The sequence below is a fragment of the Actinacidiphila glaucinigra genome, assembly GCF_035918135.1.
GTDB classification, from domain to species: Bacteria; Actinomycetota; Actinomycetes; order Streptomycetales; family Streptomycetaceae; genus Actinacidiphila; species Actinacidiphila glaucinigra.
This window is the reverse complement of record NZ_CP109144.1, coordinates 3,429,513-3,444,342: the sequence shown is the minus strand read 5'-3', so window position 1 is coordinate 3,444,342 and position 14,830 is coordinate 3,429,513. Positions and strand designations below refer to the sequence as shown.

14 protein-coding genes are annotated in these 14,830 nt (G+C 72.4%); 5 read left to right on the top strand and 9 right to left on the bottom strand.

All coding sequences use genetic code 11. From position 1 onward, the window contains the following. Positions 1-98 precede the first annotated feature (98 nt). The 5 genes from OIE69_RS14990 to OIE69_RS14970 form a co-directional block, all read right to left on the bottom strand. A complete protein-coding gene (locus OIE69_RS14990) occupies positions 99-1,247 on the bottom strand; it encodes a C40 family peptidase (RefSeq protein WP_326572447.1) in 1,149 nt (382 codons plus the stop codon). Positions 1,248-1,373: 126 nt separating this feature from the next. Beyond that, positions 1,374-2,960 (bottom strand): chitinase, encoded by a 1,587-nt coding sequence (locus tag OIE69_RS14985; RefSeq protein WP_326572446.1) that lies wholly within the window; start codon positions 2,958-2,960, stop codon positions 1,374-1,376. A gap of 152 nt (positions 2,961-3,112) precedes the next feature. Further along, entirely contained in the window at positions 3,113-3,379 is a 267-nt protein-coding gene (locus OIE69_RS14980) for a class III extradiol ring-cleavage dioxygenase family protein (RefSeq protein ID WP_018563602.1), read from the bottom strand. Positions 3,380-3,413: 34 nt separating this feature from the next. After that, entirely contained in the window at positions 3,414-4,166 is a 753-nt protein-coding gene (locus tag OIE69_RS14975; protein WP_326572445.1) for a TetR/AcrR family transcriptional regulator, read from the bottom strand. Positions 4,167-4,196: 30 nt separating this feature from the next. Then, positions 4,197-5,099, bottom strand: a complete 903-nt coding sequence (locus tag OIE69_RS14970) for an AurF N-oxygenase family protein (RefSeq protein ID WP_326572444.1) — start codon at positions 5,097-5,099, stop codon at positions 4,197-4,199. Positions 5,100-5,151: 52 nt separating this feature from the next. Between OIE69_RS14970 and OIE69_RS14965 the strand changes: the two genes are divergently transcribed. Next, on the top strand, positions 5,152-6,234 hold the full coding sequence (locus OIE69_RS14965) for a ferritin-like domain-containing protein (RefSeq protein ID WP_326572443.1): 1,083 nt from the start codon (positions 5,152-5,154) through the stop codon (positions 6,232-6,234). 18 nt (positions 6,235-6,252) lie between these two features. Here OIE69_RS14965 and OIE69_RS14960 read toward each other — a convergent pair whose 3' ends face one another. Beyond that, entirely contained in the window at positions 6,253-7,716 is a 1,464-nt protein-coding gene (locus OIE69_RS14960) for a penicillin-binding transpeptidase domain-containing protein (protein WP_326572442.1), read from the bottom strand. Further along, entirely contained in the window at positions 7,713-9,110 is a 1,398-nt protein-coding gene (locus OIE69_RS14955; RefSeq protein WP_326572441.1) for an FtsW/RodA/SpoVE family cell cycle protein, read from the bottom strand. Before OIE69_RS14955 ends, OIE69_RS14960 begins: the two co-directional genes overlap by 4 nt. A gap of 87 nt (positions 9,111-9,197) precedes the next feature. Here OIE69_RS14955 and OIE69_RS14950 point away from each other — a divergent pair, with 87 nt between their 5' ends. The 3 genes from OIE69_RS14950 (at position 9,198) to OIE69_RS14940 (ending at position 11,908) form a co-directional block, all read left to right on the top strand. Further along, on the top strand, positions 9,198-9,893 hold the full coding sequence (locus OIE69_RS14950; RefSeq protein ID WP_326572440.1) for a pentapeptide repeat-containing protein: 696 nt from the start codon (positions 9,198-9,200) through the stop codon (positions 9,891-9,893). 74 nt (positions 9,894-9,967) lie between these two features. Beyond that, positions 9,968-10,555 (top strand): pyridoxamine 5'-phosphate oxidase family protein, encoded by a 588-nt coding sequence (locus tag OIE69_RS14945; RefSeq protein ID WP_326572439.1) that lies wholly within the window; start codon positions 9,968-9,970, stop codon positions 10,553-10,555. 135 nt (positions 10,556-10,690) lie between these two features. Beyond that, positions 10,691-11,908: a transglycosylase family protein gene (locus OIE69_RS14940; protein WP_326572438.1), complete on the top strand. Its 1,218-nt coding sequence runs from the start codon at positions 10,691-10,693 to the stop codon at positions 11,906-11,908. 72 nt (positions 11,909-11,980) lie between these two features. Here OIE69_RS14940 and OIE69_RS14935 read toward each other — a convergent pair whose 3' ends face one another. Together OIE69_RS14935 and OIE69_RS14930 are read right to left on the bottom strand one after the other, a co-directional pair. Further along, a complete protein-coding gene (locus OIE69_RS14935; RefSeq protein WP_326572437.1) occupies positions 11,981-12,421 on the bottom strand; it encodes an SRPBCC family protein in 441 nt (146 codons plus the stop codon). A gap of 47 nt (positions 12,422-12,468) precedes the next feature. Further along, positions 12,469-13,527: an ATP-grasp domain-containing protein gene (locus OIE69_RS14930; RefSeq protein WP_326572436.1), complete on the bottom strand. Its 1,059-nt coding sequence runs from the start codon at positions 13,525-13,527 to the stop codon at positions 12,469-12,471. 250 nt (positions 13,528-13,777) lie between these two features. Between OIE69_RS14930 and OIE69_RS14925 the strand changes: the two genes are divergently transcribed. After that, the gene (locus OIE69_RS14925) at positions 13,778-14,761 is read left to right on the top strand and encodes an alpha/beta fold hydrolase (protein WP_326572435.1); all 984 of its coding nucleotides are present in this window, start codon (positions 13,778-13,780) and stop codon (positions 14,759-14,761) included. Positions 14,762-14,830: the final 69 nt, after the last annotated feature.

The following is a 14,830-nucleotide window of genomic DNA, read 5'->3' as shown; positions in this document are numbered from 1 at the left end:
GGGCCCCTCGCCGCAAAACTAACAGACAGGTCTGTCCGATGGGGGCGAGACCCCGGTCACACCGGGGCGGGCGCCGGCCCGTGCGGGGCGCCGCGGCTTCAGGAGCGCGAGGCGGTGCCGAGCGGGGTCGGGTCGTGGGCCGACTTGGGGGCGACCGGGGAGACGTAGTGCTTCATCGACGGGTCGTCGGAGTCCGGCCGGACGGCTCCCAGGACCGGGTTGGCCGCGATCGGGGAGATCTTGACGACGCCGCCCGGGCGCGGGGCCTGGATGACCATGCCGTTGCCGATGTACATCGCCACGTGGGTCGCGCCGGGGAAGTAGACCACAAGGTCACCGGGGCGCAGCAGGTTCAGCGGGACGTGCGGCAGCTGCTTCCACTGCTCCTGGCTGGTACGCGGGATGGTGGTGCCCGCGTGCTCCCAGGCCCGCGAGGTCAGGCCCGAGCAGTCGTACGCCTTCGGGCCCTCGGCGCCCCACACGTAGGGCTTGCCGAGCTGGGCGTAGGCGAAGCTCAGTGCCCTGTTGCCGGCCTTCGACGGCGTGAGCGCCACGCTGCCGAGCCTGCCCGAGCGCAGGAAGGCCGCCTGCGCCTGGTCGATGCCCTGCTGTTCCAGCTTCTGGAGGTCCTCGATCTGGGTGCCGGTCAGGCCGGCGAGGATCCGCTCGACGTCGGCGAGCTGCCGCTCGACCTCCTCCTTGGCCTTGTGCTGCTGCTCCTCCAGCTGCTCCGAGCCGTCCAGCGCGTGCTGCTGGGCCCGGTTGAGCGCGGCGATCCGCTTCTCGCCGTTCTCCAGCTGGGCGACGAGCTCGGCCTGGCTGCCCGCGGCGCGGTCGAGCATGTGCCCCTGGGTGAAGGCGTCCTGCGGGTTGTTGCTGAGCAGCAGGTTGAGGTACGGGGAGACGCCGCCGGACTTGTACTGCTCCCGGGCCAGCTGCCCGGCCAGGGCGCGGGCGTCGCTGAGCGCGGTGCGCTCCTCGGCGAGCTGGTGGTCGAGGCGGTCGGCCTTGCTCTGGTTCTCCTCGAGTTCGGCCTTGGCCTGGTCGTAGGTCTCGGTGGCCTGTTCGGCCTTGAGGTAGAGGTCCTGCAGCTGCTCCAGCAGCACGACGAGCGTCCGGTTGTCCGGCACCGGGTCGTCGGGGGCGGCATGGGCCTGGGCGGGAATCCCCAGGGCCGCGGCGGCCAGCAGCGCCCCGCAGACGAGTGCCCTGCGCACCCACTCCTTGGGTCGGTATGCTGCTGACATCCCGTCACCTCCGCCTGTCCGGCCTATACCTGCGGGTAGATCCTTACATGATCGGGTCGGCTGCGACAGAGGGACGGGCCGGAACAAGGGGCTCCACCGGACGTGGAGCCACCCGTTCGTCCGGCGTCAGCCGAAATAGCCGTCGAAGTTCCGCTGGAATTCCCAGTTGCCGAACTTGTCCCAGTTCACCGACCAGGCCATCAGGCCGCGCAGCGCGGGCCAGGTGCCGTGGGTGGCGTAGCCGCCGCAGTTGACCTTCCTGGTGAGGCAGTCCAGCGCCTTGTTCACCTCGGCCGGGGTGGTCCAGCCGTTGCCGGCGTTGCTGCCGGCGGGCAGGCCGATGGCGACCTGCGAGGGGGAGAGCGGCGGGAACACCCGGGAGGTGTTGCCCGCGACCGGGAAGCCGGTCAGCAGCATGTCGGTCATGGCGACGTGGAAGTCGGCGCCGCCCATCTGGTGGTACTGGTTGTCCAGTCCCATGATCGGCCCGGAGTTGTAGTCCTGGACGTGGAGGAGCGTCAGGTCCGCGCGCAGGGCGTGGATCACCGGGAGGTACGCGCCGGCCCGCGGGTCCTGGGCGCCGTTCGGGCCCGGGCCGTAGAACTGGTACCCGAGCTGGACGAAGAAGGTCTCGGGGGCCATGGTCAGCACGAAGCCGCCGCCGTACTTGGCCTTGAGGGTCCTCAGCGCGGAGATCAGGTTGACCACGACCGGGGTGGTCGGGTTCCGGAAGTCGGTGTCACCGGCGTTGAGTGAGAGCGAGTGGCCCTCGAAGTCGATGTCCAGGCCGTCCAGTCCCCAGGTGTCGATGATCCTGCTGACGGAACCGACGAAGGCGTCACGGGCGGCGGCGGTGGTCAGCTGGACCTGGCCGTTCTGGCCGCCGATGGAGATCAGTACCTTCTTGCCCTGCGCCTGCTTGGCCCTGATCGCGGCCCTGAAGTCCGCGTCGGACTCGACGTCGGGGCACTCGGCGACCGGGCAGCGGTCGAAGCGGATGTCACCGGAGGTGGTGGAGGTCGGTTCGCCGAAGGCGAGGTCGATGTAGTCCCAGCTCGCCGGGACGTCGGCCATGCGGACGTAGCCGGAGCCGTTGGCGAAGCTGGAGTGCAGGTAGCCGACCAGGGCGTGGGAGGACGGCGCCGGATCGGTCGGGGTGGGGGTCGGCGTCGGGTCGGTCGGCGTCGGCGTCGGTGTCGGATCGGTTGGGGTCGGGCTGGGCATGGGGCCGCCGGGGCCGGTCAGCGACAGGTCGTCGGCGTAGTACGTGGGCTGCGCGTACCAGCCGTGGACGTAGACCGTCGCGCTGGTCTGGTTCGGGCCGGTCGTGAAGCTCACGTTGAGCTGCTGGTAGGCGCCGCCGGTGCCCGGTGTCCAGGTGCCGGCGCCGCCGTCCACGCCGATGTAGACGTAACTCCCCTTGACCTGCGCCGAGAAGGTGTACGCCGTGTTGGGGGCGACGCCGACGGTCTGCTTGCACTGCGCGGTCCCGGTGCCGCCCGGGCTGCCGGCGAGGGCGTGACTGCCGCTCTTCGCCTGTCCGGTGACCACCTGGGTGGTGCCCGAATCGCAGCTCCAGCCGGACAGGTTGCCCGACTCGAAGCCTCCGTTGGCCAGGAACTCACCGGCGTGCGCCGTGGGGGCGAGGGCGACCAGCCCGCCGAGGACGGCGGTGCAGGCGAGGGTCGCCGTCGCGGCGACGAGGTGTCTCATGGAAGCCGCTCCTTCGGGGACGGGAAGAAGTGTGCATGACAAGTCGCAGCAAACAGGTCTGGACCAATTCTGTCAATGGTCCGGACCATTCCCGTGGCCGGTCACCCGGATCACCCCTCGGGGGCGGCCGCCCGGGCGACCGCCCCGGCGGCTCAGGCCCGCGGCTTCGACCAGGGCCAGCGCGGCTTCTCCGGCCGGTTCCCCTCCGGGTCGTAGACGAAGACCCAGCGCGTGCGGCGCTGCGCACGCGCGCCGGGACTGGGCTCGCGATGATAGACGTGCACGACGGGGGGTGCGCCGTCCTCCTGCGGCACCGGTACCTCGTACACCTTCGGGGGCTGCCCGGTGATGCCGGTCAGCACCCCCAGCACGCGGCCGTCCAGCGGCCCTCCGACGAATTCCGTGTCCTCATGCCTCACGGGCTCAGGGTAGGCCCAACGGAGGGGGCCACGTTCAGGAAACGGCAGGTGGGAGCAGATGTGCGACTGCCTGGGCCAGCGGGGTCACCCGGCGGGCCAGGTCCCCGGCGGGGCTGCCGGCGCTCTCCCGCTCCAGTGCGGCCAGCGCGACCTCGGCGGTCTGCTGGTCGGTGGTGGAGCTGACCAGCAGCAGCGCGATGAAGTGGTCCACAAGCCACCTCCGCAGCTCCTGGGCGGGTGGCCGCTTGCCCTCGTCCAGCCAGGTCAGCGAGACGGCCTCGACGCTGGCGATCCAGGAGCGGACCATCATCGCCAGCCGCGGCCCGGGGCGCGGGGCCCCCAGGTGCATCAGGATCTGCTCGGCCGCGCTGCGCCGGACGCCGTCCACGATGGCGTCGGTCCGGCTGGTCTCGGCCACGCTGCCGCCGCGCAGCAGCGCGGAGTACGCCGCGTCGTGCTCGTCCACGTAGGCGAGGTAGCGGTCCAGCGCGTTGGACAGGCGCTGGGTCATCTCGCCCTCCGCGGGCTCGACGAAGCAGGCCCGCAGCTCCTCGGCGGCGTTGCGCATGGCGGCCTCGTACAGCTGCTGCTTCCCGCCGGGGAAGTAGCGGTAGACCAGGGGGCGGGAGACCCCGGCGGCCGCGGCCACGTCGTCGACCGAGACGTCCTCGGGCCTGCGGTGCCCGAAGAGGTCCACCGCGGCGGCGAGCAGCTGGGTACGGCGCTGCTCGACGCTCAGCCGGCGGTAGGCGGGAGCGGCGGGCGCCGGCGTCGAACGGCCGTTCATGGACGCCAGCGTATCCGCCCGCGCGACGGGCTACCCGAGAAGCCCCGAGGTGCGCCACATGCGCCGTACGCCCGGGCCCTCGAACATGCCGATCTCGTCCAGGAAGTCCATCAGCTTCCGCGCGGCCTGCCGCATCACGTCCCGGCGGTGCGGGCTGGTGCGGGCCAGCTCGGCGGCGTACCGGGGGTCCAGTCCCACCGAGGCGTAGACCCGCGGGCTGATCAGCGACCGGGCGATCACCCGGGCGGCCTCGGCGGAGGAGACCCGGGTGAAGGCGATCTCCCAGCGCGGCGCCGAACTCATCTGGCGGCGCAGTTCCTCACGGGCGTAGCGGATGTGCCGGGCCTCCTCGACCACGTGGATGCGCGTGACGCCGCGGGTCAGCGGCTGCACGCGCTCGTCCGGGAAGGTCAGCCGCTGCATCCAGTCGAGGATCTCCTCGGCGAGCAGGGTGCCGGTGAAGGAGCCGGGTGTGGTGGAGACCGTCTTCAGCACCCGGCCGAGGTTGTGGTCCAGCCGCGACGGCCTGTACACGGGCGTGCCGAGCCGGGTCACCAGCCGCGCGAACATCTTCGAGTGGCGGCACTCGTCGGCGATCTCGGTCAGCGCGTAGCGGACGTGTCCGCTGGTGGGGTCCAGGTCGTAGGAGTGCCGCAGCAGCAGCTGCATGAGGATGATCTCGAACCAGATGCCGATCGAGGCGAGCGACGCCGACTCGTGCCGGCTCAGTTCGATCCGCTGCTCCTCGGACATGTGCTTCCACAGCGGGGTGTCGTACAGGGAGCACAACTCGGGCGGCCAGAACCACTTGCCGTCCTCGAACGGGGCTTTCCAGTCCAGCTCGGTGTCGGGGTCGAAGGAGTGTTTCGCGGAGGCGTCGAGCAGCCGCTCCGCCACTTTCTCACGCGTTGCAAGAGGGGTGCCAGCGGTCATGCTCTTATGAGACTGTGTGTCAGCAAGCCCGTCAAGAGTGGAGGAGACGCCAATGCCGTCGCAGGACAACCTGTGGGAGATCCCGGCCTCCGGAGCCGCCCGCTTCTCCTGGGAGTACGACGACGGGCGCGACCGGCTGCTCGCCCTCTACCAGAAGGGCAAGGACAAGCAGTGGGACGCGGTCACCCGTATCGACTGGGACATCGAGGTCGACCCGTACGACCCGCTCGGCGTGCCGGACCAGAACATGACCGTCTACGGCACGCACTACTGGGACAAGATGTCCGAGCGGAACAAGCGCGACATGCGCCGCGCCTACGCCTCGTGGCAGTTCAGCCAGTTCCTCCACGGGGAGCAGGGCGCCATGGTCTGCGCCGCCCGGATCGTGGAGTCGGCGCCCGACCTCGACGCCAAGTTCTACTCCGCGACCCAGACGATGGACGAGGCCCGACACGCCGAGATCTACTCCCGCTTCCTGCGCGAGAAGGTCGGCATGACCTACCCGATCAACGACTCGCTGCAGGCACTGCTCGGCGACACCCTGCGCGACTCCCGCTGGGACATGCCCTACCTGGGCATGCAGGTGCTCATCGAGGGGCTGGCGCTGGCCGCCTTCGGCATGCTCCGCGACACCACCGACAAGCCGCTGCCCAAGCAGATCCTCGCCTACGTCATGCAGGACGAGGCCCGGCACGTCGCCTTCGGGCGGATGGCGCTGCGCGACCACTACAAGCAGCTGTCCGACGCCGAACTGCGCGAGCGCGAGGAGTTCGTCATCGAGGGCTGCTACCTCATGCGCGACCGGCTGCGCGGCGCCGAGGTGCTGGAGGACTTCGGCATCCCGCGGCAGGAGGCCGAGGAGCTGAGCGAGCGCTCGGAGTACCTGCAGCTCTTCCGCAAGCTCCTGTTCAGCCGCATCGTGCCGTGCGTGAAGGACATCGGGCTGTGGGGCGAGCGGCTGCAGCGCGCCTACGTCGACATGGGCGTCCTGGAGATGGGCGACTCCGACCTGGACCTGCTGATGGCCCAGGACGAGGAGATCGCCGAGAAGCTCGACGCCGAGCGCTTCGCCGAGGAGGAGACCGCGCGGGCCGCCGAGGTCGAGGAGGCCATCGCGCTGGGCGCCCAGGACTGACCGGGGCCGGGCACCGGGTCAGTGCCCCAGCACCGCGCGCATCACGGCGCGGGCGACCGGCGCCGCCTTGCCGCCGCCGCTGATGTCGGCGCGGTCCGCGGCGGCGTCCTCCACGACGACGGCGACGGCGACCTCCGCCGGGGCCCCGCGGCTCGGCTTCGCCCAGGAGATGAACCAGGCGAACGGGTTCCCGCGGTTGTCCTCGCCGTGCTGCGCCGTGCCCGTCTTGCCGCCCACCAGCGCGCCGGGGAGCGCGGCGTTGCGGCCCGTGCCGTGCCGCACCACGGCGACCATCATGTCCTGCATCGCGAACGCCACGGCCGCGTCCATGACCTGCCGGTAGGCCCGGTGCCCGGTGATCTCCAGCGGAAGCCCGGCGCCGTCGGTGGTCCGGTCCACCAGGTGCGGGTACATCAGCGTGCCGTCGTTGGCCACGGCCGCGGCGACCATCGCCATCTGCAGCGGGGTGGCCCGGGTGTCGTACTGGCCGATGGACGACAGCGCCAGCTGCGCCCGGTCCATGCGGCGGTCGAAGACGCTCACCGCGGGGTGCGAGGGCACCCCGATGGAGGGGTCGTTGAAGCCGAAGGCTTCGGCCGTCTCGCGCATCGCCTGCAGGCCCACGTCGTCGCCGAGCTTGCCGAAGACGGTGTTGCAGGAGACGACGTACGCGTACCTCAGCGGCGCGTCCTCGCATCCCGCGGACGCCGACTCGTTGCCCAGCGTCGTCGTGGAACCCGGCAGGGGGTAGGGGTCCGGGGAGTCGGTGGGCCTGTCGACGTCGGTGACCACCCCGGAGACCAGCGCCGCGACCGCGGTCACCGTCTTGAAGGTCGAACCCGGCGGATACGTCTGGCGCAGCGCCCGGTTGAGCATCGGCTGGTCCTCGGCCGTGACGAGCCTGCGCCATGCGCCGAGCGCCTCCGGGCCGGTGCCGGCGATCGTCCCCGGGTCGTAGGAGGGCGTGCTGACCAGCGCCAGGATCCGGCCGGTCGCCGGGTCGAGGGCGGCGACCGCGCCCTTCTTGCCGCCCAGCGCCTTGTACGCGGCCTTCTGCACGGCCGGGTCGATGGTGGTGCGGACGTGGCCGGGGTGCTGCGGCTGCCGGCTGATCGCGTTCCACAGCGGGAGCGCGGACAGGCCGGGGGAGGAGCCGGAGAGGATGTCGTCCTCGGCGGCCTCCAGCAGGGCCGTGCCGTACGTCTGGGAGGAGAAGCCGGTCACCGGGGCGTAGAGCGGGCCGTCGGCGTAGGTGCGGACCCAGTCCAGCTGGGCGCCGGTGGACCGGGAACCGGTCACGGGCCGGCTGCCGACCAGGATGTCGCCGCGGGGCTGCCCGTAACGCTCGATCGGCACCCGCCGGTTGGCGGGATCGGCGTCGTACGCGGGGGCCCGCACGACCTGGATCCGGAGGGCGTTCACCAGCAGGGCGACCAGAAGCAGCAGGCACAGCGCCGCGGCCCGGCGGGCGTACGGGATCACCCGGCGTCCGTCCCGCCGGTGGCGGTCCGGCCGGTGTCCGGACCGGGCAGCGGACGGCGAGCGGTGTCGCTGAGCAGGATCAGCAGGGCGACGATCACCCAGTTGGTGACGACCGACGAGCCGCCCTGCGCCAGGAACGGCATCGCCAGCCCGGTCAGCGGGATCAGGTCCGTCACCCCGCCGGCGATCACGAAGACCTGCAGCGCGACGATCGAGGCCAGCCCCACGGCCAGCAGCCTGCCGAACGGCTCGCGGATCGCCAGCCCCGCCCGGTAGCCCCGGGCCACCAGCAGCCCGTACAGCAGGAACAGCGCGGTCAGCCCCGTCAGGCCCAGCTCCTCGCCCGCCGTGGCCAGGATGAAGTCGGACTTGGCCGCGAAGCCGATCAGGATCGAGTGCCCCTCGCCCAGGCCGGTGCCCAGCAGCCCCCCGGCGGAGAACGCGAACAGCGACTGCGCCAGCTGGCCCGGCCCCTGGCCCGCCTCGATGCTGGCGAAGGGGTGCAGCCAGTCCGCCACCCGGGAGTGCACGTGCGGTTCGAGGGTGCCGACGAGGAAGGCGCCGGCCGCCGACAGCACCAGCCCGATCGCGATCCAGCCGGTGCGGCCGGAGGCGACGTAGAGCAGGATCACGAAGAGGCCGAAGAACAGCAGCGAGGTCCCCAGGTCGCGTTCGACGACCAGCACGCCGAGGCTGATCGTCCAGACGGCCAGCACCGGGCCGAGCACCCGGCCGGTCGGCAGCTGCAGCCGGCGGAACCGCCAGACCCGCCGCCCGGCGTACGCGAGCGCGGCGCGGTTGTCCGCGAGGTACGCCGCGAAGAACACCGCCAGCAGCACCTTCGCGAACTCGCCGGGCTGGAGGGACAGGCCCGCGACCCGGATCCAGATCCGCGCGCCGTTCACGGCGGGGAAGCAGCTCGGCGCGATCATCAGCACCAGGGCCGCCACGACACCGAGGTACGCGTACCGGGCCAGGGTGCGGTAGTCGCGCAGCAGCAGGACGACCGCGGTGAACAGGGCGACGCCCAGCCCCGACCAGATCAGCTGCGCCGGGGCGGCGGCGTCGGGGGTCTCCAGGTCGAGGCGGTAGATCAGGACCAGGCCGAGGCCGTTGAGCAGCACCCCGATCGGCAGCAGCAGCGGGTCGGCGTACGGGGCGCGCAGGCGCACCGCGAGATGGGCCACCAGCGCCAGGCCGCCGAGCGCCGCGCCGTAGCCGGCCGCGCCCCGCGGCACGGCGTCGTCGTGCGCGAGGCCCACGGCGCAGTAGCCGTAGACCGGGATCAGCACCGCGCCGACCAGCAGTGCCAGCTCGACGCCCCGGCGCCGGGGCAGCGGGACGGCGGGCACGGCCAGGGCCGGCGGCGAGGTCCCGGGGGCGGGGGCGGTCATGGGACGCAACGTAGCAAGACATTCAGGACAAATCGCTCATATTCATCAAGGAGGGCGCTGTCACAGGGGGCCACTAGCGTGGCCGTCATGACCTTCAAGGCACCGCAGTCCCTGTCCGAGCTGCCGTACGCGCAGGCGCTGGAGCCCTTCGGCGGGTCCGGGCTCGGCGTCGAGGAGCGCTACGACACCGTCCACTTCGACGGCCTCACCCTCGGCGAACAGGACGCCGGCGGTGCCGTCTTCCTCGAGTGCGCGATCACCGACACCGTCCTGGAGGGCGGCAGCCTGCGCCGGGCGCGCTTCAACGAGGTCTGGCTGCAGGGCGACCGCTTCGTCGGCGCCTCGGCCGCCGAGACGAACTGGATGGACGTCACCGCCGACTCCTGCGTGCTCGCCGGGGTCGAGGCCTTCGGCGCGATGCTGCGGCGGGTGGTCTTCCGGCGCTGCAAGTTCGACTCCGTCAACCTGCGCGCCGCCCGGCTCCACGAGGTCGTCTTCGAGGACTGCGTGCTGCGCGACGTCGACCTCGGCGGCGCCCGTCTGCGGGACGTCTCCTTCCCCGGCACCGCCCTGGAGCGCCTGCGCCTCGGCCGTGCCGAGCTCGACGCCACCGATCTGCGCGGCGCCACCCGTCTCGACCTCGCCGACGGCCACGACTCGCTGCGCGGCGCCGTCATCGGCAGCGCCCAGCTGCTCGACCTGGCCCCGGCGCTCGCCGCCGCGCTGGGCATCGTCGTCCGGGACGGCGAGGACGAGCGCCCGCGCCGTCCCCGGCGGCGCTGACCCGCCCGCCCGCCGGCCGGGCCGCGGCCGAAAAGGTGCGGCGCGGGCCCGGCCGGCGCCGCAGAATCACAGGCATGGGAAAGACGTACGAACGCATCGACGGGCGCCTGCGCGCCTTCATCGAAGAGCAGAAGGTCTTCTTCACCGCCACCGCGCCCCTGTCCGGCGACGGGCACGTCAACGTGTCGCCCAAGGGCCTCGACGGTTCCTTCGCCCTCCTCGACGACCACACCTTCGCCTACGCCGACCTCGGGGGCAGCGGCGCCGAGACCATCGCCCACCTGCGGGAGAACGGCCGCATCACCCTGATGTGGTGCGCCTTCACCGGGCCGCCCACCGTCGTGCGGGTGCACGGGCGCGGCGAGCCCGTCTTCCGCGACGACCCGCGCTGGGACGAGCTCCTCCCGCACTTCTCCGACGACATCCGCAAGCGGACCGACCTGCGCGCCGTCATCGTCGTCACCGCCGAACGCATCAGCGACAGCTGCGGATTCGCCGTCCCCGCCATGGACTTCCGGGAGGAACGGCCGCTGCACACCCAGCGCTTCGCCCGGGAGACCGAAGAGTCCTTCAGCGACTACTGCGCGGGCAAGCCGTACGTCGCGACCAGCCTCGACGGGCTGCCGGGGCTGCCGCTCCCGCTGCCGCCCCGCACCTCCTGAGGGGCGCGCCCGCACCAACCCGGTTCCAGGGCACGCGATTTGGGACGACAGAGTCTCAAAAGCACCCTTGCGGCGACAAGATCCCTCTGTCGTACTTGTACGGCCGTGTGTCCGGAACCGAGAGGTGGTCCCCCCATGCCCGTACGGTCCGCGCGCGGTCGCCACCGCAGACCCCAGCCACCGAGCCGGCTCTCACCGGTGTCCGTCGCCGTCACCGCCGCCTCCGGCGCGGGGCTCGCCCTGCCCTTCATCGCCGCCTCGGGCGCGGGCGCGGCCACGGCCGACACCTGGGACAAGGTCGCCGCGTGCGAGAGCAGCGGCAAGTGGCACATCAACACCGGCAACGGCTACTACGGCGGGCTGCAGTTCGCCCAGTCGACGTGGAAGGCGTACGGCGGCACGAAGTTCGCCGCCCGGGCCGACCTGGCGACGAGGTCCGAGCAGATAGCGACAGCCGAACGGGTGCTGGACGGGCAGGGCCCCGGGGCATGGCCCGTGTGCTCGCAGCGCGCCGGGCTCACCCGAAGCGGGCAGGGGGCGCAGGACCAGCCGCGGCGCGAAGCGGGCACCCCTGCGAAGAAGACCGGGAAGGACGCCGGACAGAAAGCCGGGCAGAGCACGGAACGGAAGCAGAAGCCGGAGACGGACCGCCGGCCCGCGGCGCGGGGCGGGTCCTACACGGTCGTCAGCGGGGACACCCTCTCCGGGATCGCCGACGAGCAGGACGTCCGCGGCGGCTGGCAGCGGCTCTACGCCGTGAACCGCCCGGTCGTCGGAGCCGACCCCGACCTCATCCTCCCCGGGCAGGAACTGTCCGTGCCCGGCGCGAAGCCCGTGCAGGACGCCAGGTCCTCCAAGCCGTCCAAGACCTCCAAGCCGTCCAAGACCTCGAAGCCCTCCAAGAGCCCGAAGTCCGCGGAGCGGCGCGCCGCACCCGTCTCCGCCACGCAGGCGTTCGTGGCGCCGGTCAGCGGAGGGCTCGGCACCCCGTACCACCGCAGCGGATCCCACTGGGCCAGCGGCTACCACACCGGCCAGGACTTCACCGTGGCCACCGGCACCTCCGTCAAGGCGGTCGCCGAGGGCACCGTCGTCGAGGCCGGCTGGGGCGGCGCCTACGGCTACCAGGTGGTGATCCGGCACCACGACGGCATGTACACCCAGTACGGCCACCTGTCCTCGCTGACCGTGCGCGCCGGCCAGTCCGTGACCGCGGGCCGCCAGATCGGCCGCTCGGGTTCCACCGGCAACACCACCGGCCCGCACCTGCACTTCGAGGTGCGCACCGGCGAGGGGTACGGCTCCGACGTCGATCCGGTCGCCTACCTGCGGCGGCACGGGGTGCGGTTCTAGCCGGCGGCGGGATCCGGCCGTCGCGGTCCGCGCGGCCCCGGGGGACCGCAGCACGGGCCGCAGGGAGTCCGGCTAGTGCTCGCGCTCGACGAGGTCCTTGAAGCGTTCGAGGTCGTCGCGGACCGTGCGCTCGATCGCGCTGACCTGGGCGAAGCCTTTGGGGCCGCCGAAGGCGTCACGGATCTCCGCGGGGTCGTACTCCATGCGCACCTGGACGCGGCTGTGCTGCTCGTCGATCGGGAGGACCGAGCACGTCCCGGTGATCTCGGCACCGCCGCTGGTGCGCCAGGTCATCTCCCGGGTGTCGCTCCGGGCCTTGGTGCGGTCGGAGAACTCCGCGTCGAGCGAGTCGCTGCCGGTCCCCGACACGCCGAGCCGGGCCCTGCCGTCCCCCGCGGCGCTCGCCTCCCGGACACCCCCGACGAACTGCGGGTAGTCCTCCAGGCGGTGCAAGTGCTGCCACGCCACCTCGGTCGGAACGTTCAGGTCGATCTGCTCTTCGAGTCTGCTCATGAGCTGCCACCTGCCTTCCTCCCTCCAGCGTGCCTCCTGCCCCCGGCTCACGCCACGCTGACCTCCGGGACGTCAGGGACCTCCGGGACCTCGGTGACCGCTTCCGTCACGGCGACGCGGCCGCCGAGGCGGGGGGCGGTGCGCAGGCCGGCGTCGCCCTGGGTGAGGAGGCGGACGGCGGCCCAGGGGAGGTTCACGCCGGTGAAGGCGGTCTGGAAGATCCCCGCGGAGGGGCGCGGGTTCGCCTCCAGGAGGACGGGCTCGCCGTTGCGGTGGCGCAGCTGCACATTGGAGAGGTAGGCGAGGCTGAAGTGCCCCACGAGGCGACGTGCGATCTCCGTGATCCCGGGGTCGTCCAGGAGCAGCCGGTAGCGGCCCTCCTTGGCCCGGGGGATCGCGGCGAGGAGCCGCCCGCCCGGCGCGGACAGGCAGTCGACGCTGATCTCGGGACCCTCCAGATAGGGCATGACGATCATGTGGGGAACGTGCTCGCCCTCGTCCGCGGCCCGCTTCATCGCCTGGGCGACCGCGTCGACCGAGGCCATGGGCTTGGCGGGGGCGAGCAGGTCGCGGATGCCCATCGGCCGGTCCTCCAGGATGCGGAAGCCGAAGGCCGAGTACTCGCCGGCGGGCTTGATGCACAGGGTCTCGCCGGTCGCCGCGAGCTCGTCCACCGCGACCCGCAGGCCGTCGGCGTCCCGCACCACCCGCCACGGCGGCACCGGGATGCCGGCGGCGAGCGCCTCCTCGTACGTACGGCTCTTGCTGGTCAGCACCTCGACCGAGGCGAGCGGCGAGCACATCAGCCGGGTGCCCTCGGCGGCGAACGCGTCGGCCCGTCCGGCCAGCGCGGTCAGCCGGCGCGGCGGCACGAGGACGTCGATCCCGTGCCTGCGGCAGAAGTCGAGGGCGAATTCGGCGTAGGCGTCGTCGCCGACGTGACGGGGCTCCACCTCGGCCACGTCGCACGCGGCCAGGGCGGGTGCCGAGGGGTCGACGTTGGTCCCGTGGATTCGGACGTCCACGGAGTCGGGATTGGCGCGCAGCATCCGCATCACCTGGGTGGTGGCCACCCCCGCGCTGCTGAGCCATATTCGGAGGGCCAACGGACGCTCCCCTCATGCATGGGGCGCGGCAGGAAGGCATGCGGAAGCGCACGTTTTCCGGCCGTCCGGGATCTTGTGTGAGGCGGATCATATCCGTGTTCGATGACGCCGGTGTTTCACGTCCGCGGAGCGCAGGGGAAGAGCGCACGACCCGCCGTCACTCGTCCGTCCCCCGGGAGCGGGCGCGACGGACGCGGCGGGCCAAGGCTGGGAGGCGACAGCAGTCCCTCCGGCCGGAAGAGAGAGCAGCATGGCTGGGCCTTCCTCCCCCGCACCGCTGAACCGACGTCACATAGCGCGCGCGGGCGCGATCGTCGCGGCGCTCGCCTCGACGGCGCTCGCCGCCGCTCCCGCCCTCGCGGCCTCGGTCGCCGACGGCGCCGCCGGCGGGGCCCGGCCGACCGTCGTGCTGGTGCACGGCGCCTTCGCCGACGCGTCGAGCTGGAACCCGGTCGTCGAGCGCCTGGAGAACGCCGGCTACAAGGTCGTCGCCCCCGCCAACCCGCTGCGCGGGCTGGTCGGCGACTCCACCTACACGGCCAGTGTGCTGAAGAGCATCGACGGCCCGATCGTGCTCGCGGGCCACTCCTACGGCGGCGCGGTGATCAGCGGTGCCGCTGCGGGTAATCCGAACGTCAGGGCGCTGGTCTACGTCTCGGCGTTCATGCCGGACGCGGGGGAGAGCCTGGGCGGGCTCGCGTCCCGGTTCGCGCCGAGCGACCTCGACTCGGCCCAGCGTCCTGTGCCGTACCGGGACGGGACGGGCAGCGGCACCGACATCTACATCCGCGACTCCGTCTTCCGCAAGGTCTTCGCCGCGGACCTGCCCGCGGCGGCGACCCGGCTGATGGCCGCCGAGCAACGGCCGATCGCGCTGCGGGCGTTCACCGACAAGGCACCCGGCGCGGCCTGGCGGACCATCCCCTCGTGGGCGCTGGTCGCCACCCGCGACCACGCCATCAACCCGGCTCTCGAACGCTTCGGGGCCGAGCGGGCGGGCGCGCACACCGTCGAGATCGACTCCTCGCACGTCGCGATGCTCTCCCACCCCGACGCCGTCGTCCGGATGATCCGCGAGGCCGCCGACAGCACGGCGTCCGGTTCGGCGGAGCGCCCCGCTCTCGCCGACACCGGCCCCCGGGAGCGGGTCCTCACCAGCGTGGGCGGCGTCGCGAGCGTCGCCCTCGTGGCCGGCGCGGTCCTCGTCGCGGCCGTGCGCCGCTACCGCCGCTGAGCGCCGGCGCGGTGGGGGTTCGAGCCCCCACCCCGCGCCGCCACCGCGCCGCGCCTCGAAGGACTCGAC

Excerpts from the sequence above, each read along its gene's own strand:
- OIE69_RS14990 (WP_326572447.1), bottom strand. The coding sequence starts at position 1,247 with ATGTCAGCAGCATACCGACCCAAGGAGTGGGTGCGCAGGGCACTCGTC.
- OIE69_RS14985 (WP_326572446.1), bottom strand. The coding sequence starts at position 2,960 with ATGAGACACCTCGTCGCCGCGACGGCGACCCTCGCCTGCACCGCCGTC.
- OIE69_RS14975 (WP_326572445.1), bottom strand. The coding sequence starts at position 4,166 with ATGAACGGCCGTTCGACGCCGGCGCCCGCCGCTCCCGCCTACCGCCGG.
- OIE69_RS14970 (WP_326572444.1), bottom strand. The coding sequence starts at position 5,099 with ATGACCGCTGGCACCCCTCTTGCAACGCGTGAGAAAGTGGCGGAGCGG.
- OIE69_RS14965 (WP_326572443.1), top strand. The coding sequence starts at position 5,152 with ATGCCGTCGCAGGACAACCTGTGGGAGATCCCGGCCTCCGGAGCCGCC.
- OIE69_RS14955 (WP_326572441.1), bottom strand. The coding sequence starts at position 9,110 with ATGACCGCCCCCGCCCCCGGGACCTCGCCGCCGGCCCTGGCCGTGCCC.
- OIE69_RS14950 (WP_326572440.1), top strand. The coding sequence starts at position 9,198 with ATGACCTTCAAGGCACCGCAGTCCCTGTCCGAGCTGCCGTACGCGCAG.
- OIE69_RS14945 (WP_326572439.1), top strand. The coding sequence starts at position 9,968 with ATGGGAAAGACGTACGAACGCATCGACGGGCGCCTGCGCGCCTTCATC.
- OIE69_RS14940 (WP_326572438.1), top strand. The coding sequence starts at position 10,691 with ATGCCCGTACGGTCCGCGCGCGGTCGCCACCGCAGACCCCAGCCACCG.
- OIE69_RS14935 (WP_326572437.1), bottom strand. The coding sequence starts at position 12,421 with ATGAGCAGACTCGAAGAGCAGATCGACCTGAACGTTCCGACCGAGGTG.
- OIE69_RS14925 (WP_326572435.1), top strand. The coding sequence starts at position 13,778 with ATGGCTGGGCCTTCCTCCCCCGCACCGCTGAACCGACGTCACATAGCG.